The sequence below is a fragment of the Lactobacillus helveticus genome (genome assembly GCF_046109915.1).
Taxonomy (GTDB): domain Bacteria; phylum Bacillota; class Bacilli; order Lactobacillales; family Lactobacillaceae; genus Lactobacillus; species Lactobacillus helveticus.
This window is the reverse complement of record NZ_CP151471.1, coordinates 601,551-621,125: the sequence shown is the minus strand read 5'-3', so window position 1 is coordinate 621,125 and position 19,575 is coordinate 601,551. Positions and strand designations below refer to the sequence as shown.

Annotated in this window: 13 protein-coding genes and 1 pseudogene; all 14 read left to right on the top strand. The window is 32.3% G+C overall.

Features of this window, described 5'->3' with window-relative positions; all coding sequences use genetic code 11:
• The first annotated feature begins 85 nt into the window (after positions 1-85).
• Positions 86-1,972, top strand: a complete 1,887-nt coding sequence (locus tag AADV52_RS03175; RefSeq protein WP_014918815.1) for a heavy metal translocating P-type ATPase — start codon at positions 86-88, stop codon at positions 1,970-1,972.
• 36 nt (positions 1,973-2,008) lie between these two features.
• Positions 2,009-2,239, top strand: a complete 231-nt coding sequence (locus AADV52_RS03170) for a heavy-metal-associated domain-containing protein (RefSeq protein ID WP_014563600.1) — start codon at positions 2,009-2,011, stop codon at positions 2,237-2,239.
• Positions 2,239-2,790, top strand: a complete 552-nt coding sequence (locus AADV52_RS03165) for a DNA-binding protein (RefSeq protein ID WP_014918814.1) — start codon at positions 2,239-2,241, stop codon at positions 2,788-2,790. Before AADV52_RS03170 ends, AADV52_RS03165 begins: the two co-directional genes overlap by 1 nt.
• A gap of 18 nt (positions 2,791-2,808) precedes the next feature.
• Positions 2,809-3,438, top strand: a complete 630-nt coding sequence (locus tag AADV52_RS03160) for a Crp/Fnr family transcriptional regulator (protein WP_014563598.1) — start codon at positions 2,809-2,811, stop codon at positions 3,436-3,438.
• A gap of 127 nt (positions 3,439-3,565) precedes the next feature.
• Positions 3,566-4,318, top strand: coding sequence for a linear amide C-N hydrolase (locus tag AADV52_RS03155; RefSeq protein WP_014918813.1), 753 nt, complete (start codon positions 3,566-3,568; stop codon positions 4,316-4,318).
• A gap of 158 nt (positions 4,319-4,476) precedes the next feature.
• Positions 4,477-4,622, top strand: a pseudogene (locus AADV52_RS03150) (ISLre2 family transposase); the annotation flags it as partial.
• A 40-nt stretch (positions 4,623-4,662) separates the two neighbouring features.
• Complete coding sequence (locus tag AADV52_RS03145) at positions 4,663-4,854, top strand: hypothetical protein (protein WP_162470549.1); 192 nt, start codon at positions 4,663-4,665, stop codon at positions 4,852-4,854.
• 191 nt (positions 4,855-5,045) lie between these two features.
• Positions 5,046-7,013 (top strand): DUF262 domain-containing protein, encoded by a 1,968-nt coding sequence (locus AADV52_RS03140; protein WP_014918811.1) that lies wholly within the window; start codon positions 5,046-5,048, stop codon positions 7,011-7,013.
• Between the two features lie 117 nt (positions 7,014-7,130).
• On the top strand, positions 7,131-7,736 hold the full coding sequence (locus AADV52_RS03135; protein ID WP_014918810.1) for a DUF1819 family protein: 606 nt from the start codon (positions 7,131-7,133) through the stop codon (positions 7,734-7,736).
• On the top strand, positions 7,736-8,335 hold the full coding sequence (locus AADV52_RS03130; protein WP_014918809.1) for a DUF1788 domain-containing protein: 600 nt from the start codon (positions 7,736-7,738) through the stop codon (positions 8,333-8,335). Before AADV52_RS03135 ends, AADV52_RS03130 begins: the two co-directional genes overlap by 1 nt.
• A 9-nt stretch (positions 8,336-8,344) precedes the next feature.
• On the top strand, positions 8,345-12,079 hold the full coding sequence (gene brxC, locus AADV52_RS03125) for a BREX system P-loop protein BrxC (protein WP_014918808.1): 3,735 nt from the start codon (positions 8,345-8,347) through the stop codon (positions 12,077-12,079).
• Between the two features lie 86 nt (positions 12,080-12,165).
• Complete coding sequence (pglX, locus tag AADV52_RS03120; RefSeq protein WP_014918807.1) at positions 12,166-15,702, top strand: BREX-1 system adenine-specific DNA-methyltransferase PglX; 3,537 nt, start codon at positions 12,166-12,168, stop codon at positions 15,700-15,702.
• Between the two features lie 88 nt (positions 15,703-15,790).
• Positions 15,791-19,198 (top strand): ATP-binding protein, encoded by a 3,408-nt coding sequence (locus AADV52_RS03115; RefSeq protein ID WP_014918806.1) that lies wholly within the window; start codon positions 15,791-15,793, stop codon positions 19,196-19,198.
• Complete coding sequence (locus AADV52_RS03110; RefSeq protein WP_014918805.1) at positions 19,199-19,519, top strand: hypothetical protein; 321 nt, start codon at positions 19,199-19,201, stop codon at positions 19,517-19,519.
• Positions 19,520-19,575 lie beyond the last annotated feature (56 nt).

The window sequence follows — 19,575 nt, the reverse complement described above, 5'->3', positions numbered from 1 at the left end:
TTAAGTGCTTTTTTCTTGATGGTCGTCAATTTCTGCTAACAACATTTCTCCTAAACTAAAACATGAAAAGCAAAGGAGAATATAAATGGTAAAAATTCAACAATTTTTTGTTAAACATCAAAAAATAATTTTGGCACTTAATACTGTGCTGATTTTACTTGCGGAAGCAGCTAAATGGTTATTCCATATCAATGCTGCTTATCAAGTTCTGATGCTAGTAGTAGGAGTTATTGGTTTAATTCCAATATTGTTAACAGCTATTTCATCATTGAAAGTAAAATTAGTTTCCATTGATGTTTTGGTGTCATTGGCAGTAATTGGCGCTATTATTATTGGCGAATTTAATGAAGCAGCAATTGTTACCTGGCTTTTTGCATTGGGTGATGTTCTGGAAGAACTTACTCTTAAAAAGACGCGTAAAGCTGTATCTGATTTAACTAAAATGGCGCCACGAACCGCGTTAGTCTTGCAAGATGACGGGACAACGGAAGAAGAGGATGTAGATTTTATTGATCCTGGTGAAAAGATTTTGATTAAAACCGGAGATCAAGTCCCAGTTGATGGAAAAATTGTTGCGGGTTCAGGTTATCTAAATGAAGCTAATGTTAACGGTGAGTCGAAACCAGCCGATAAAAAACAAGGTGATCAAGTCTATGCTGGTACAATTCTAGAAGATGGCACCTTGACAGTAGAGACTACAGCAGCCGGAGATGATACTACCTTTGGCAAGATTATCGAAATGGTAGAGAAAGCTCAGGATTCCAAATCTCATACTGAGAAGTTGATCAATCGTTTTTCTAAATACTACACTCCTGCGGTATTAGTGATTGCGATTATTGTAGGCTTAATTACAAGAGACTTCAAATTAGCAATTACAGTAATGGTTCTAGGTTGTCCAGGTGCTTTGGTTATTGGAGTTCCCGTTTCAACTGTTGCCGGTATTGGTAACGGAGCTAAAAATGGCGTGATGTTTAAGGGCTCTCAAGTAATGGATGCAGCTCGTAAAGTCGATGAAATTGCCTTTGATAAAACTGGTACTTTAACAGTTGGTCACCCAGAGGTTAATAAAATTGAAGTTCTGAGTGGTAATAAGGACGAAGTTGTTAACCTAGCTGCTAACATTGAGTCTCAAAGCAATCACCCGTTAGCTAAAGCAATGGCTAAGCTTAGTGAGCAAAAGATTGATCAAATTGAGACTAAGACAGTTAAGGGCAAGGGTATGATAGCTGACTTAGATCGAGAAAAGTATTATTTAGGTAATTTAGCTTTAATTGAAGAAAATACTTTTGCTAATCCTGAATTAACTCAAGTAGTTAATAAACTAAGTAACTTAGGAAACTCTGTTGCAGTCTTGGCTAATAGTAATCAAAGTAAATTGGCTATTTTTGGCATTAAAGATCGCCTTCGTCCAGAAGCAGAAACCGCGTTAATGCAATTGAAGCAACTAGGTATCAAGAAGTTGGTTATGCTTTCAGGTGATAATCAAGAAACTACTCAACAAATTGCGGCTGATTTGCCAATTGATGAAGTTCATGGGCAAATGCTTCCAGCGGATAAAGCACAATTTGTTAAGCAGGAACAAGAAAATGGTCATCACGTTGCCTTTATCGGTGATGGGGTTAATGATAGTCCTGCATTAGCTAATGCCGATGTGGCTATTGCAATCGGTAGCGGTACAGACGTTGCAGTTGATGTTTCGGATATTGTCTTAGTCAAAAATGACTTGCGTAAAATTGCCTATGCTTTATCAATTTCTAAGCGGACCGTTTTAAATATGAATGAAAATATTGTAATTGCATTGTTAACTGTTTTGTTACTGTTCATTGGGTTATTTGCAGGTTATGTCGAAATGGCTAGCGGTATGTTTATTCATGAATTTAGCATCTTAGTCGTAATTTTAAATGGTATGCGCTTAATTAGAAATCGTCGAAAAGTTGATAACCATCAATTTTCTGATAAAGAAAAGATTTAGCATTAAACATGTAAGGAATAAGAAAGGAAGGTTTTTATGCAAAAAGTAATGATGAAGTTAGGTGGGATGACTTGCCCATCTTGTTTAACCAAGATTGAAAAAGCTGTTGAAGATGTCGATGGTACAGATCAAATTAAGGTATTATTTAATGCCGGTAAGTTAAAGTTCATGATGAATGCTGATAAGGCTGATGTTGATGATGTTAAAACAGCAATCGAAAAGATGGGCTATGAAGTTAAGGATGTAAAGGCAAAGGAGTTAAACTAATGAAGGCTGAAGAAGCATATAAGGCAGAGTTAAAGCAAAGTGACATTGATCATCATATGCCTACAGCTGGTGCAATGGTTGGTCACATTATTGCCAATTTACTGATTCACACTTTAAAAATTAATCAGGCCAAGTTCTTCGCCAAGGGTCAAGCTAGTTTGTTTTTAGAGCAGCATGCTGATGAGTGGATCAGATATGAACAGAATGAGTTTAACCAACTAAATCGAATTTTGGTTAATAACGGTGAAAGCATACCTACCATTACTGATCAATTTAAAGAATATACTATGCTTGAGGAAGACGGAGCAAGCAAGTACGAAGATGACCAAGACCAACTTTTTGCTTTAGTAAAAGATTTTGATACACAAATCTTATTTATTACTAAGGCAATTGCCTTAGCTCAAAAAGAAGCTTGGCCAGAATTGAATGCCAATTTAATTGAATTTCTAGCATGGATTAAGGAACAAATTTGTCAATCACAAAACTTCTTAGGTCATGAATTGCGTGAAGGATTATATACTGAAGAAGATGATGATGACGGTGATTTTTAAGTAAAGGAAGTTTTTTGGATGGCAGAGTTGTGTGTACACTTAGTTCCATTATTTAATGCATTACCGACAAATGATCAAATGCAAATAGAAGAGCTAGTTCGTCATCAGAATTATCAAAAAAGTGAATTAGTAATGGATCCTACATCAAGTAATAACTTAGTAATTGTTGCGCATGGTGGTGCTCGCCTTTATACTTTAGACGAAAATGGGCGCGAAAATGTTACCCAGATTTTAAAAACGGGTGATTATGCTGGTGAAAACTGGTTATTTGGTGAAGTAAATACAAATACTTATGTTGAAGCTACGGAAAATAGTGAGATTTGTTTGCTTAATCAAAATGACTTTTTAGCGCTAATGAAAAAAAAACCAGAGTTAAGTATTCAACTCTTAGAGCAAAATATCATTAAAGTACGTGCTATGCATAGGCAAATTCAATTACTTAGTTTGCCTAAGGTGGAAGATAGACTATTGAGTTATTTGCAGACTTATGCAAAACAAGTGAATAAAAATTCATTTACTTTGCCATTAAAAATGAAAGATTTAGCCTTGTATTTAGGTACTACTCCCGAAACTTTATCGCGTAAATTCGTGCTATTAGAAAAGCAAGGAACCTTAAAACGAAAACTACGTCACATTGATTTATTCTAATTATTATTAAAGATCTACGAGCCAAATGGTTCGTGGATTTTTTCATTAAGAATTATCGCATGGTAGTTTTTAAATTAGCGAAAAACCAACTCCTTTGATAAAATTTTATTTAGAGTAGGGAGACACTATGTCACTAATTTATATTCGTCAAGCTGCCAAAAATGACCTTGAACAAATTATGCCGATCATTGATGAAGCAAAAAAGTTTTTAAAAGAAGAGGGGAACCCGCAATGGCAGAGTGATTATCCCAATGTTGAAACAATTACAGCCGACATTGAAGAAGGCGTAGCCTGGGTCTTAATCGTTGATCAGAAAATTGCTGGCTACACTGCAATTACTGATGGACCTGATCCCAATTATAAAAAGGTTGATGGCAAATGGAATAATGATCTTGATCCTTATGTGGCCATTCACCGTGTAGCGATTTCTGATGAGTATCGCGGGATGCATATTTATGACGATTCAGTGAATGTCTTAACCAACTTTTCAGTTTTCCTAGCACAAATTGAAAAGTTGGCTGATTTTGCGGCTGTCTCACCAGCACAACCTAAGAATACAATTGTTCCTAATGTTGATTTGAATATGTATAGTAGAAGTCTAGGGACACGTCATTTGCTTGGCGGAATGGATTCTAGCTCACGCTTTGTTAAGGTAGCATTTACTTTGGCACATGCACCTAAGAGTGATGACGAAACTGAAAGTGTAACGAATTTCTTCAATATCTTGCATTCAGTCGAACAAGCAAAGAGATTGGACGAAATTGAACCTGGTAAATTTGAATATACAATGTATTCAGACTGTATGAATTTATATAAAGGAATTCTGTACTTTACTACTTATGATAACAATCAAATTGACGCAGTTGACATGAATAACTAAGTGTATAATTTTTTGCGGTAAGTTGAATAAATAATTAAAAAAGCTCAAGTCCTTTGAATTTGGACTTGAGCTAAAACAAAAAGACCAGTAGTCTGATGTTAAGAACAAAAAACACATTAGAAGCTGGTCTTTATGGAATCTATTATAACTGATCTGATATCGTAAAAATTATTAAGTCTGAAAATAATGTTATTGCTCGTGAAAAGGCATTAATGTGCTACTTCTTTGATTTATTAGAGAATTAATGAAATTAGCACTAGAAGAAGTTGATGCCGGCTTAGTTGAAGAAACTAAAAATTGGGGAAGAGCTAGCTTTTGGAAGGCACATGGCATTAAATATTTGAATGATGGGCTGGATGCAAGGCGCTGGTGATGGTACTTTCTACGGCCCTCATACTGAAAATGATCAACCTGTATTAGTGATCGGTGAAGGTGCTGGTCTTTGGACTAACTGCGTTACTTGGAAGAGTCCACAACTTGCACAGCAATATAAGCATAAGAAGTTTAACGATTTGTATTATCAGGATGATGAATAGGTAGTTGTTTGTTAGATGAAGCATTCCGAGGAGGGATGCTTTTTTATTTTTGACTAATTTTCAGTAATCGTAATTACGATAATTATAATTACTGTAATTTAAATTACTGAAAAAGAAGATTCCTCGTGATGATTGGAAAGAGTGTTGGCAAAAGATATATAATAGCATAAAGTAAAATGGGAGTATTTAAATTGAAGGCAGACAGTATTAACTTATTTGATTTTTTAGGAAACGGAAAAACTATTTTTGAAATTCCAGTCTTTCAACGGAATTATGAATGGGGCAAGCCCCAATGCGAACAACTTTTTAATGACTTGTTAACAGCAGAAAAGGAAGATCAAGATCATTTTATTGGTGCAGTAGTTTACGTTACTGACTCAGGTAAAAAAATGAGTCATATTTATCGAATTATTGATGGGCAACAAAGACTAATGAGTTTGACTCTATTGCTTAAGGCTATTTCTGATATTGATGCAGAAAATAAGGATGAAATTGAAGAACAGTACTTAACCAATAAATATTTGGATGCAAATAATCATCTTAAGTTGAAGCCCGTTGATCATGATGCTGATGCCTTCTTTGCTGTAATGAATGGTAAAGAATATAATAACCCATCTAAAGTAGTAGAAAATTATAATTATTTTAAAAAGAGAATAACTGATTCTGGAATTAATACTCCTCAGCTTTATGAATCTATGGATCATTTTGCAATGGTATATATTGAATTAACAAATGATCCTGGGGATGAAAATCCACAAATTATTTTTGAAAGTCTTAATTCAACTGGCGTGTCTCTTTCAGCTTCTGATTTAGTAAGAAACTTTTTATTAATGAGCTTAGATTCAGAAAATCAAGCATATCTTTATAAGGAATATTGGATTAAAATAGAACAATTCTTTACTACAAATGCATTTACTGAATTTTTACGTCATTATTTAATAATGAAAACTCACAATTTAGTAAAAAGAAACAAGGTCTATGATACCTATAAAAATTATTTTCACACACATAATCTAGATTCAGAGGCGGCTTTAGCAGATTTATATAAATTTGCTAAGTTTTATAATGAAATGCTCAATTGCAATACAGAATCTTCTGAGTTTAATAAAATTCTAAGACATGTAAATGTAATGGAAAGTAAAGTAATTTATCCATATTTCTTAATGTTATTAGAAATGCGCCAAAATTCTGAAATTGATTGGGATAAATTAATTGAATTAGCACACATTATGGAGAGCTATTTGTTCCGATTGAAAGTTTGTCGTCATGCTACTAATGGAGTAAATAGAATAGTTATTGCGCTATGTGATAAAGACAAGGCAAAGTCTGATTTACAAAAAAATGAAATATATAAATTAAATAATAGTTTCCCTGATGATTCTGATCTTAAAAATAGTTTATTAGAAGTAAATCTTTATAAACAAAGAAATAATCTAGCTAAATTAGCTTTAGTAGTCTTAGAAGAAAACAGAACAAGGGAAACTATTAACTTTGATAATGCTCAAGTAGAACATATTATGCCACAACGTTTAAATAATGATTGGCGTCTAGAAGTCAAAAATGCTGATAAAATAAATGATCAACTAGGCGGTACAATAGGAAACTTGACTTTGACTATGTATAATCAAGAAATGAGCAATAAAATATTCAGTGATAAAAAAGAATACTATAGCAAATCCAATGTTTCTTTAACTAGAGAAATTCCTGAGAGATATGATCAATGGAATAAAGATACAATACTTGATCGTACAAAAGATTTATCTAATGAACTTTGTCAAATTTTTGCCAAACCAGATATTAAGAGCGAAGAAGCTGAAGATATTGCTGGAGAACATACCATTAATGAAGAAGTTGACGTAACAGGTAAGAAGCCTGTTCGTATTACATTAAATGATCGAGATTACTCAATTGACTCTTGGCGTAGTGCTTTAGTAATTTTTCTGAACTATGTTTGGGCAATTGACAGTCGTAATTTTGAAAAAATTCGTCAAGACGATTCATTAGACATGAAACTATTTTCTCACTTTAATCGGCCAGCAGTACTAGCAAACAATATAAGAGCAGAAACTAATCACTCTGCTACAACAATTATTGCAATAATTTCAAAAATAGCAGATTTATGTGGTATATCTGATCAAGTCAAATACACAATTAAATAGTAATATAGGAAGATCAAACGGGATAATCTTAATTTGATCTTCCTAATTTTTTCGTATGTAATTCACTTCCTATCATTGATATAATGAAAATGTTACTAAATTGAATGAGGGATTATAATGTCACGCAGTTATAATGGTGGAATTGCTTCTTATGCAATTTGGCTGCCAGAACTTACAAAATTTATTGAGCTTTATCAGTCAGGTTATAGTATTAATGATATTAAGCAAATGAGTGATGAAGAAAATATCTTTCAAATGCCAACGAAAGCACGTGCTAAAAGATGTTCCAGAAACCTTGCCGTCAGAGTAAAAGCATTGCCTGAATCAGTTTTAAATATATTCTCGCAACTTGATACTTCCAATCAAAAAATCATTTCTTTATTGTCAGTAATGTTAACTAGTCGTATTTTAGATGAGTTTATCTATGAGGTGTATCGTCCCAAAGTGCAAATGCGAGAGGATATTTTGAAAAGCTATGAAGTGGAAGCATTTATTAATCAAAAAAGGATAGAGAGTCCTACAATTGCTGCGTGGTCGCTAAATACTTATAAGCGAATTAAGGGAGCACTAAAGACATATATGCGGGATGGAGGATTGATGGAGATTGATCCTCAAAATAAAAAACAAGATAAGCTTCTGTTTCCATTACTTGATTCTCAATTAGTTTTAGCAATGAAAGTTGCAAAGTTAGATTATGAATTAGCTGCTTTAGGAGGGATGTAATGACTGAGAATATTAAAGTTAGGATCGAACACTTAAAAGAAAAAATGGACGATTCTAAGTTTCGACATAACGAAGGTTTATCAAATGAAGTAGGCTATTATGTTTTTGATTATCCAGCAGATCAGGAACTTTATATGCGGAAGCAGATTGATAAAATTCAAGAAAGCCCCCGTGCAGCAAGAGTTAATCTAAAAGTATTTGATATTTATGACATTATGATGCATTTGCTCAAGGATCAAGAAAAATATACTGGATCTGATCCTATTCCGATTTTAGAGGATATTGAGAAAAATCAAGGATTCGATGTTTTAATCGAACAAATAAACAACATTCTTGAAATGAGTGAAAATAATAATTTGATTGTTGGATATATTAAAGAAAGAATTCCAGAAGGGGATGGACAATGTATTGTATTTCTGACTGGACTAGGCAAAGTCTATCCAATTATTCGCGCTCATAAAATTTTAAACACTATGCATCAAGTATTAGATAATAATCCAGTTGTTATGTTCTATCCTGGAAACTACGATGAAATGAGCTTGCGTGCATTTGGCGAAATTAAGGATCAGAATTACTACAGAGCATTCAGAATAGATTAAAGGCATATTATGATACAAATAAAAGATATTTTTGCAAAAGATATAAATAGAGATATTCGTGGCGTCATTAAAATTGGTCAAGATAGTGATGATATTAAACAACAAGAACTCGAAGAATATGTTGTAACTGATGAATTAAAACGTAACTTTACTCGTTTTTTTGATGCTTATGATAAGAGTATTAATAATCCTACCGATGAAATGGGAGCATGGATTAGCGGTTTCTTTGGATCAGGTAAATCTCACTTCTTAAAAATCCTTTCCTATTTATTAGAGAATGATACGGTAAAAGGACGTCAAGCAATTGATTACTTCTTACAAGATGGTAAATTCGATGATGATCATTTAGCTGATGCCATTAATAAAGCTACTAGTGTACCGACCGAAGTTGCTTTATTCAATATTGATTCAAAGGCTGATTCGAACGCTGCAAATAATGATAATTCAATTCTAGATGTCTTTCTTAAAGTCTTTAATGAGCAATTAGGATATTCACCAATTGCAGTAGTAGCAGATATGGAACGCTGGCTTGATAGCATTGGTAAATATGAGGCCTTTAAGCAAGCTTTTGCAGATTTAGCTACAACGGATCATTCTAGCTGGGTTGAACTTAGAAAAAATTATGCATTAATGTCAACTAAGATTAAGACTGCTTTAGTAAATTGTGACGCATTAGATGAAACAGATGCAGATAATTATGTTAAAACTTTGTTAACTAAAAAATTTAGTATTGATGCAACAGCTTTTACTAAGTTGGTTAAAGATTATCTTGATAAACAAGGCAATGATGCTCATTTTGTATTCCTAGCTGATGAAGTTGGTCAATTTATTGGTGACAATAATAGTAGAATGCTTAATTTGCAGACGATCGTTGAACAATTAGGTGTCCAATGTCAAGGTCGTGCTTGGGTAGTAGTTACTTCTCAGCAACAAATGGATGAAGTCGCCAGCAACTTTTCTAAATATGAACGAGATTTCTCTAAAATTCAAGGTCGTTTTAATACTTTGATCAATATGAGTTCTGCCAACGCAGATGAAGTTATTCGTAAAAGATTACTGACTAAAAAGCCACTAGTAAGTGATCAATTGGCAGATATATACTCTCAAGAGCAATATAGCATTAATAATAAGATTAATTTCAGTGATGCAATCAAGCGTCAAAAATTTGATAATGCTCAAGAATTTGTCGAAAACTATCCGTTTATTCCTTATCAATTTAGTTTATTGAAAGAAGTCTTGACAGCAGTTCGTCAACATGGTGCAAATGGTAGCCATATGTCCGATGGTGAACGTTCAATGTTGGGAACTTTCCAAGAAGCTACTAAAAGATATGAGGATGATAAGTTAGGTAGATTAGTACCATTTTCTGCATTCTTTATCGGGATGAAAGAGTTCTTAAGCCATGATCACCAAGTGGTATTTGATCGAGCTCAAACCGATAGGTATGTTAACAAAAATAATGAAGACTATTGTTTTAATATTCAAGTATTAGCCGTTCTCTTCATGGTACGTTATGTTGATAATTATCCTTCAACTTTAGAAAATATAGTTACTTTACTGCTAGATAGTGTTGATCAAGATAGACAAGCTTTAACTGCAGAAGTTAAGGACGCTTTGAATGTCTTAATGAGACAGAATTATATTCAAAAGAAGCTAGATACTTACCAATTCTTGACTGATTCAGAACGAGAAGTTAATGAAGCAATTAATGCAATTGAAGTTGATGATCGTAAGGTAGCTCGAAAGATTGGTTCATATTTATTAACATCTAATTTGATTGACGCCAAATATACTTACCCTCATATGAAGAATCAATATATCTTTGAGTTCAATGAATATATTGATGAAATGGGGTTAAACCGTTTAAGCAATAATCTCAATATTCAGATTATCTCTCCATTGATTGCTGATGATTATAGAGAAATTGACTTCCAACAAAAGGCTAGTGATGGTAAGAACATCATTATCGTTCTTAAAGACGATGATCGTTATATTGAAAACTATCGTCATATTGAAAAGATTAATGCTTACTTGCAAAAACCGGAAAGTCGATCAGATGATAAAAAGCAAGAAATTGCCTTTAATAGAAAGGCTGAATCTAAGCAGGTAGAGGAAGCCACTCAGAAGATGATCAAGGATGATCTGATTGATGCTGATATTTATGTCTTGGATGATGTTTTACCTAAGGGTAGTAATTTTGAAAGTCGATTAGAGCAAGCCAAGAAGGAAATAATTGATAGTAATTATCGTAATTTACATTATTTGACTGCGGTTAAGACGGATCAAGATATCCTTGATACCCTAAAGGGTAAAAATAAAAATGACTTGTTCAGTGATGATGAACAGGCAATCAAAGAAATCATCAACTATATCAATGTACAAGCCAGCAGCATGAATAATGTCTCATTGGCTAATGTGATTAAACGTTTTGGTGAAATCCCTTATGGTTATAAACCAACTGATATTGCTTGGATGGTAGCTAAAGCATTTGTTAACGGTAAAGTTAAGCTCTATTTTAACAATGAACAGATTTCATTGACTAGTGCTCAAGAGGATCCCAAAGGAACGCAACGTTACTTAATCGGCAAGAATAATATCGCTAAGTTGACAATTAAGCCAGTTAAAGAAATATCGATGCGTCAAAAGAGGGATGCAAAGGACTTTGTCAATGATATCCTTGATATGCGTTTAACAGTAGATGAAAATACTACTTCTGAGCAAATGGCAACCGATATTAAGGAAAAGACAGATTATTTTGTAGGTCGGTTGAAGGCATTAATGCGTAAAAAGTATAATTTTGATACGCCTTATCCTGGTCATAAATTATTAGCTGAAGGTGTTAATGACCTAAATGCTATTGTTAACGTTAAAGATAGTGACCGTGTCTTCCAGATTATTTCAGATCATTTAGATGATTATGAAGATTGGCATGAAGAACTCGAAGATAAAGCTATTCTTGAGTTTTACGGGGATGTAGAGCAAACAAGTAACCAACAAGCAATTTGGAATAAAGCACATCGTTATCTTGATCGCTACAATTACGCTAAGAGTATAATTGAAGACCAAGACTTAATCGGAATAGCTCAAAAGATTAAAGGTTGCCTAGAAAATGATAACTTCAACAATACAATTCCTAAGCTTAAAGAGTTAAACACTCAGTTTGCGGATAAATACAATGATATTATTCAAGAGGCTTACGATAAGATTGAGGCACAAATTCAAATAAGTCTTGATGTAATAAAGAAGAGAATTGCGGAATCAGATTTTCCGGAAGATAAAGACCGCGAATTAAATGATATGGCGGAAAATGTCTTCAATACTTTATTGCAAAAAGCTAAGGAATACAGCAATAGCGCTAGTGAAGATGCTTATGTATCATTGGTTGGACTAAAAACTAATATTGATGGTCAAACCAATGAACAGAAGGAAAATATTGCTCGAGTTAGTTCAGAATTAGCTGAACAGGCTAGAAGAGAGCAAGAACTACGAGAAAAGAAAACTGTAGTAGAAGAAAATGAGACTAACAATGAGGGAGCCTCTACTTCTGCAGCTTCTGTACCTGATAAGTCTAAGCCGATTGTTAGAGTTAAGAGCAATAAATCTAAAGATATTACTGAACTAGTTCATGAAGACTCATGGAAGATCACGAATGAAGAAGATCTTGATAAATATTTAGCTGAATTGAGAAAGAATATTGAGCAAGAACTTCAGCATACAGATATCTTAAATGTAGACTTCAAATAAAATTAAAGACACTCAGAGCACATTACTCATGAGTGTCTTTAGTTTGCTATAATTTAGATAATTATATAAATTAAGGAATCAACTAAATGGATAAGAATAAGATTAAAAAATATGCGATTAATGCAAGAACAGAATTAATTAATGCTATTAAAGTTAAACTAGCAACTTTAGGCATTGATGAAAATGAGATTCAAGACAAATTGTCGATTTCAACCCCAGACAAGGAATACTATGTTGATGATAATGAAGCTAATGCATTAACCGGTGCACAAATTGGCTGGCGCAAAGATATTGTAGCAGAATTAAATCGCCACGGATATCAAGAAGACTCTAAGACTGCATATAAGGATTTTGTAGAAGAAGTAGCTTACACTTGGTTCAACCGAATAATTGCTATTCGTTTTATGGAAGTTAATAATTACTTGCCAAGTAGAGTGCGGGTTCTTTCTAGTGAAGAAGGTAGAAATGAACCTGACATTATCAATGAAGCAATGGAAATTGGTGATGATCTTGGTGGCTATAGTATTGAAGAAAAAGAACTAATCACTACTGCATTAACAGAAAAGACTCCTGAATTAATGGATAGTTTGTATACCATGCTATTTATTAAGCAAAGTGATGCATTAAGTGAGATTCTTCCTGGATTGTTTGAAGAGACATCTAATTATTTGAAGTTGTTGTTCACTCCACATTATGATCGTGGCGTCATTAAAGAATTGGTTAATGAAATTCCAGAAGAATATTTTGATGTCAAAAGGGAAGGACAAGTTCAGATTATTGGTTGGCTTTACCAATATTACAATAGTGCACCTCATGAAGAAGTAGTAAATATGAATGGTAAAGCTATTCAAAAAGATGAAATTCCTGCTGCTACACAATTGTTTACCCCAGATTGGATTGTTAGATACATGGTAGACAATTCATTGGGAAAATATTATCTTGAAAGACATCCTGATAGTGCAGTTAGACAAGAATTAAAATATTTATTACCAGATGAAATAAAAGCTATTAATGAAAATCAAGATATTATTGACTATAAATTACTGGATAATGCAATGGGATCAGGTCATATCTTGGTATATGCATTTGATCTTTTCATGAAGATGTATATTGAGCAAGGATATTCAAAGAGGGATGCTGCTCAAAAAATTATTGAGAATAATCTTTTTGGATTAGAAATCGATAAACGTGCATTTCAGTTAGCTTACTTTTCTATCATGATGAAGGGGAGAGAGTATGATCGACGCTTTTTAAGAAGAAGTCCAACTACGAATCTTTATTATTTTGAAGATCTTCATGTATCTGATGAATTTTATAATTTTATTTCGGATAAAGTGGTTAGAGGCAACTTAAAGAAAGTAGTTAAGGATTTTTCTGACGCAACAGAATTAGGATCAATTATCAAAATTGACGAAAGCATTGATTTGGATTCTATTGAAGAAGTAGTTGCTGGATTAGATTTTGAAAGTGGTCTTGATGTTTTTGGCTATAAGAAAATACAAAAGCAGATTCTTAAGACTCTAAAGATAATTAAAGTAATGACTACCAAATATGAAGCTGTTGTTACTAATCCACCTTATATGAATAAGTTCGATAAAACATTGAAGAAATATTTGAGAGATAATTATAAGAATTACTCTAAGGATCTGTTCTCTGTTTTTATTTACCATAATGTACATCAATTAGTTAAAGGCGGATATGCAGGCTATATGACACCTTTGGTTTGGATGTTTATTAAGACATATGAACCATTAAGACATGATATTATCAATAATTTTAAGATCGATAGTTTAATTCAGATGGAATATTCAGCTTTCGAAGAAGCTACAGTTCCTATTGATACATTCGTGTTAAAAAATTCAGATGATAAAATTGGTACTTATTTACGCTTGAGTAATTTTAAGGGCGGAATGATTGTTCAAGAGCAAAAAGTTCTAGAAGTTATTAGTGATCCAACTGTTAAGTATTTGTATCATACTGATCAATCAAATTTTGATAAGATACCTGGCAGTCCTATTGCTTATTGGGCAAGTGAGAATCTGATTAATGATTTTGAAAAGGGAACATCCTTAGGAGAAGTAGTTCAAGCAAAAGTAGGATTACAAACTGGGGATAATAAACGTTTTTTACGTCAGTGGTTTGAAGTAGGAATAGATAATATTAGCTTTAATTCACATAGTATTAAAGATTCAGTAGAATCTGGTAAAAAGTGGTTTCCATATAATAAAGGTGGTTCATATCGTAAATGGTATGGAAACTATGATTATGTAGTAAATTGGCAAAATGATGGTTATGAAATAAGACATTTTGCTTGGCCTAATGGGAAGCAACGTTCTGTTGTCAGAAATTCCCAAGTTTATTTCAAAGAAGCGGTTACTTGGTCAGATATTACTAGCGGCAGTTTTGCAATGAGATTTAGAAAAAACGGAAGTATTCATGATGTAACAGGTATGTCTATATTTTCATTGCAGAAAGATAAATTGTATATAGTATTAGGAATTATGAATTCTAAGATAGGACAATATATCTTAAAAATATTAAATCCTACAATTCACACCCAAATAGGAAATATTGTTAATATACCAATTTTATTAGATGTTGATCATAATACTACTTTCATTCTTCAAAGTAATCTTAACATTTCTAAAACCGATTGGGATGCATTTGAAACTTCATGGGACTTCCAAAAAAGTCCGTTTCTAACTCAAAATGCTGCATCCCTCCACCAAGCCTATAATAGCTGGTCCGACGAGGCTCTAACCCGCTTCAACCAGCTCAAATCCAACGAAGAAGAACTCAACCGCATCTTCATCAATCTCTATGGCTTGCAAGATGAATTAACTCCAGAAGAAGACGACAAAGAAGTATCTGTTCGTAAAGCAGATCAAGTTCGCGACATCAAAGCATTTTTGTCTTACTTTATCGGCTGTGTCTTTGGTCGTTATTCATTAGATCAAGATGGTTTAGTCTATGCTGGTGGCGACTGGGATGATTCAAAATATACGACATTCAAGCCAAACTCAGAAAATATTATTCTATTAACTGATCGTCAATCCTTTGATGATGATCGTGATATCATAGTTCGCTTGAAAGAATTCTTGACTAAGACCTTTGACCCTGAAACATTGACAGAAAATATGGACTTCATTGCTCAAACATTAGAACCTAAAAAGTTTGAACGAGGTACAAGTGCAGAAGATATTATTAGAACTTATTTCTTAAATGATTTCTATAAGGATCATGCTAAGATCTATCAGAAGCGTCCAATTTACTGGGAATTTAATTCAGGTAGAAATAAAGGTTTCAAGGCATTGATGTATCTGCAGCGTTACAACACAGAACAGCTTCCAATGGTACGTCATTATCTGCATGAGCTTCAGCCTGCAATGAATGATCTAATTGAAGTTGATCAGAATTTGCTTGATCAAGAAACAACAGCTAGTGCTAAAAGTAAATATCGTAAGGCGATTGCTACTCTTAATAAGCAAATGAACGAGATTATGAAGTATGATCAGATTCTAGACCACTTATCTCAAGACCCAATTGACCTTGATTTGGATGATGGTGTACTTGTCAACCATGATAAATTGCAACAAGGCGAGAAGCTGTTATCGAAGTTATAAGGAGATTTAAAATGAAAGTCTTATCTGTGAAGCAGATAGGGCTTTTTGTTATAATTTAAACAAAACATATATTCTGAGGTGATCATATTTGACTGAATTAAATCGTATAGAACAAGCAATAAAAGAAATTGATCCAGCTACTTTTCAAAAACTTTGTGATGAATATGAAAGAATCGAATGTAAAACGAAAGGTATTGATGCTAGCATAGTACCTCTAGGTTCAGAAGATGGAAAAAATAAAACTACTAAAGGTACTCCTGATTCATATATAATTACCTCAGACGATAAGTATATACTAATGGAGTATACATCTCAGAAAAAGAAAATATTTCAAAAGGTTAAAGATGATTTATCCAAAATTGATAATAGTAGTATCGATAAAGATAAAATTAAGAAGATAAAATATTTTTCGGCAACTTCAGATATTGAACCGAAGGATATACAGGCAATACAAAACCTTCTGAAAAAGAAAAATATAGATTTTGAATTTGTTTCAAATTATGATTTGGCAACAGATATTAGAGATAAGTATAGAAGCCTTGCAGAAGAATATTTAGGTTTCGTATTAAAGCCACGACAATTAATGACTGCTAAAGAGTTTGAAAAAGACTTTAATGATCAATATACTGGGGCATCAACATATAATTATTTTGCATATAGGGAAGGTGAGCTTGAACAGTTAAATGATAAGCTACAAAACAAAAATGTGGTTATATTAACTGGATCAAGTGGTGTTGGAAAAACTAGACTAGCATACGAGTACACTAAAAAATATGGTGATCAAGTTTTCTTTGTGAACAATGTCTTCGATACAAGAGCATTAATTTCCGAAATTCAAAGCTATATTGATGATTCTTCTTTGAAAGTCATAGTATTTGACGATGCAAATCGAATTAATGATTTAGAAAAAGTCTTTCAAGCTTTTCAAAGAAAAATAAAAAAATCAGATATAAAAATCATACTGACAGTACGAAATTATGCAAAGAATGATGTTTATGAAGAACTGGGGCATTGGGTTAATGCTGATATATTGGAATTAACACAGCTTTCGGCAATACAAGTTCGAGAATGTATTGAAAAAATATATAATATTAAAGATGATATAGTCTTGGATAGAATTGGGGCGATATCACATGGCAATTTAAGATTCGCATTACTCTCAGCAAAAGTCTTTAATAAAAGACATCGACTTTCAGATATTAGTGACTTTAGTCAAGTATTTAAGCAATTATTAGGTGATGTTTTAGTTAGAAAACATTTAGATTTACGTAGACTTATTTCTTTGGGCATAATTGCTTTTTTAAAGAATGTTGATATTAAAAGAATTAGCTATTATAAACCGGTATTAGAAAAATACAAAATTTCAGAAGAAGAATTCAAAGAAAATATTGACATGCTTACCCAAATGGAATTAATAAATGTGGTAAATCATAGATATGTATTTTTTGAGGATCAAGTTATTTGTAGCTATGTATTAAAGACAGTGTTTCTTGATCGACAATTAATTTCTCTAAATTTTATGATTAATAATTATTTTGGATATGTTTCTAACATTGTTCGTGATAATGTACAAACTTTGCGTGGCTTTTTTCAGAATGAAGAAAATAATAGCTATGTTACACAACAAGTAAAGAAGTCATTTCAATTCTTCCATGATCAAGATGAAATTCTATATTTGCAATTTGTTTCTATGTTTTGTAGCTATGATATTAATTCATCTGTTAGCTTAGTATTGGCTAAAATAAAAAAAGTTAAGCCAGTAAAAGTTGATATGGACAATAAAATTGAAAATGACACCTTTCTATATGATTATTTACTAAAAATAATAGGAGGTATATCATATGACGAGCCCGAGTTAGCAGCAGAACTTTTTTATAAATACCTTGTTAAAGTGCCACAAAAAGTATCTCAGTTTAAATTGGCAGTAGATGAATTCTGGTCAATACAATTTAATACTTTTAGGTTTTATAAATTTACACAACAAATTGCACTTATTAATGAACTAATAAAAAATTTTCCTGAAAAATCAGCACAAAGAATTTTTCTGGCTATTAGTCCCGATTTTTTTAAATTGAGTTTTCACACTGCAAGTGAGATTCCAAATGAAAAATCTTTTCTGGTAATGCAGAATTTTCCTGCTTTTAAAACTCCAGAATATGTTAAATTTAGAGAAAATATTTGGCAAGGTTTAATAAGTTTAGCTAATCAGAAAACAAATCATAAGACAATTAAACATTTGATTGCTGATTACAGTAGAAATTTAAGATTAACTATTATTAATAACTCAAATTCAGTGCATTCCGTACATGATGTAATAGAAAATGACAAGAGATATCTGGTAAAGATTATCCCAATAGTATTTCATTCATCAAGCTTGACTGATTGTGAAGCAGTTGCAAATATAGTAGAGTCTCTTAATAAGTTAAATATAGGAATGCAAAATTTAAAAGAATTTAGTGAAAATTCCATTTTTAAAATCTATCAAAAAATAAGTATTCAGATTCGTTCAAAAGATTTTGATGAAAGCAAATTCATTAGAGAATTTCCAGATAAATTAGGGTTACTAAGGCAACTTGTAGATTTATTGGAAAAAATTGATAATGGTATTATTGCGTATGAAATATCCGATATACTTCAATCTCTAATAAAAGATATTGAAGATAATCATTTAGATCTTTTGGGTGCTGCCGAGATTATTTTTAAAAGTAAAAAAACTGTTGAGTATGTCAATATACAAGTTTTTAACTATTTATTTAAAGAATTCGAATTAAAACAAATAATTAATTTAATACAAGATTCTAATGTCGATCATCAAGATCTTCTCTGGTATTATTTCTTTAGCAATATTCCGTATGACAAAGTAGATGAAGAGACATTTGAGTTGCTTAAGAGATGGCTTAATAATGAGACAGAGGAAGACGTGGGCAATACTATAAATCGTAATATATTATTTGCTCAGAAATTCAATAGAGTTAATAAACAAGCATTAGAGGAATGCTGTTCTATTGTGTGGTCCAAAGGAGAAAAGTTTCGAATAATTTATTTCAGATATGTATCTTTAGATGAGAAGCAAAGTTCAGTTCTTGTAAAATCTTTTCAAAATATTACTCTTCTAGAGGATATATACCTATTTATTTTAAAAAGAAATAGTCAAAATGGAGATTATTCGGGTTACTTATTTAAGGACCTTTATAAAGAAGATACTAATGTTTTAATCAGATATATTGATGATATTTTGATACCTCAACTGAAAAATACTTATTCAGTGAAAAATAAATATAAGCTAGTTAATCTGATGGCAGGTCAATATGGACAAACTGTTTTATGCACTATATGGAATCATATTTATCAAACAAGACAGACAGTTCTTCAAATAGCTTATCTTAGATTCTTGATAAATCAGTTATGTAGTGTACAAGGTGAGGCAAGCACGCAGATAAATAAATGGCTGACCACATTGATTCAAAAAAACAATGATAATACTGCGAAAATGTAGATGATTTTTGATGGTTTAAATGAGTGCGATGATCTATCAATATACCACAGATATATTAAAGTCTTAATTTTAACTAAACCTGATCCTGATTTTTTTAATAAGATACGTCTTGATAAAAGTAGTTTATCCTGGGATGTAAGTGAAGCAGGAATAAATAAAGTGTTTGGAGGGGAAATTGAGCAACTTCAACAATTATCTACTTGGACAAGTACGTTAGGAGTAGATTATTTTGAATATAAAAAAATAATTGATCAGCGAATTGAAGTGATTCAAAAAGAATTAAAAGATCTTCTTGATAGATTAGATGCAGGAATAGATTAAGAAAGAAGCTATTTAATATAAATACTCAAGACACACTTTTGTGATCCTCATATATT

Excerpts from the sequence above, each read along its gene's own strand:
- AADV52_RS03175 (WP_014918815.1), top strand. The coding sequence starts at position 86 with ATGGTAAAAATTCAACAATTTTTTGTTAAACATCAAAAAATAATTTTG.
- AADV52_RS03170 (WP_014563600.1), top strand. The coding sequence starts at position 2,009 with ATGCAAAAAGTAATGATGAAGTTAGGTGGGATGACTTGCCCATCTTGT.
- AADV52_RS03165 (WP_014918814.1), top strand. The coding sequence starts at position 2,239 with ATGAAGGCTGAAGAAGCATATAAGGCAGAGTTAAAGCAAAGTGACATT.
- AADV52_RS03160 (WP_014563598.1), top strand. The coding sequence starts at position 2,809 with ATGGCAGAGTTGTGTGTACACTTAGTTCCATTATTTAATGCATTACCG.
- AADV52_RS03155 (WP_014918813.1), top strand. The coding sequence starts at position 3,566 with ATGTCACTAATTTATATTCGTCAAGCTGCCAAAAATGACCTTGAACAA.
- AADV52_RS03145 (WP_162470549.1), top strand. The coding sequence starts at position 4,663 with ATGATGGGCTGGATGCAAGGCGCTGGTGATGGTACTTTCTACGGCCCT.
- AADV52_RS03135 (WP_014918810.1), top strand. The coding sequence starts at position 7,131 with ATGTCACGCAGTTATAATGGTGGAATTGCTTCTTATGCAATTTGGCTG.
- AADV52_RS03130 (WP_014918809.1), top strand. The coding sequence starts at position 7,736 with ATGACTGAGAATATTAAAGTTAGGATCGAACACTTAAAAGAAAAAATG.
- brxC (WP_014918808.1), top strand. The coding sequence starts at position 8,345 with ATGATACAAATAAAAGATATTTTTGCAAAAGATATAAATAGAGATATT.
- pglX (WP_014918807.1), top strand. The coding sequence starts at position 12,166 with ATGGATAAGAATAAGATTAAAAAATATGCGATTAATGCAAGAACAGAA.
- AADV52_RS03110 (WP_014918805.1), top strand. The coding sequence starts at position 19,199 with ATGATTTTTGATGGTTTAAATGAGTGCGATGATCTATCAATATACCAC.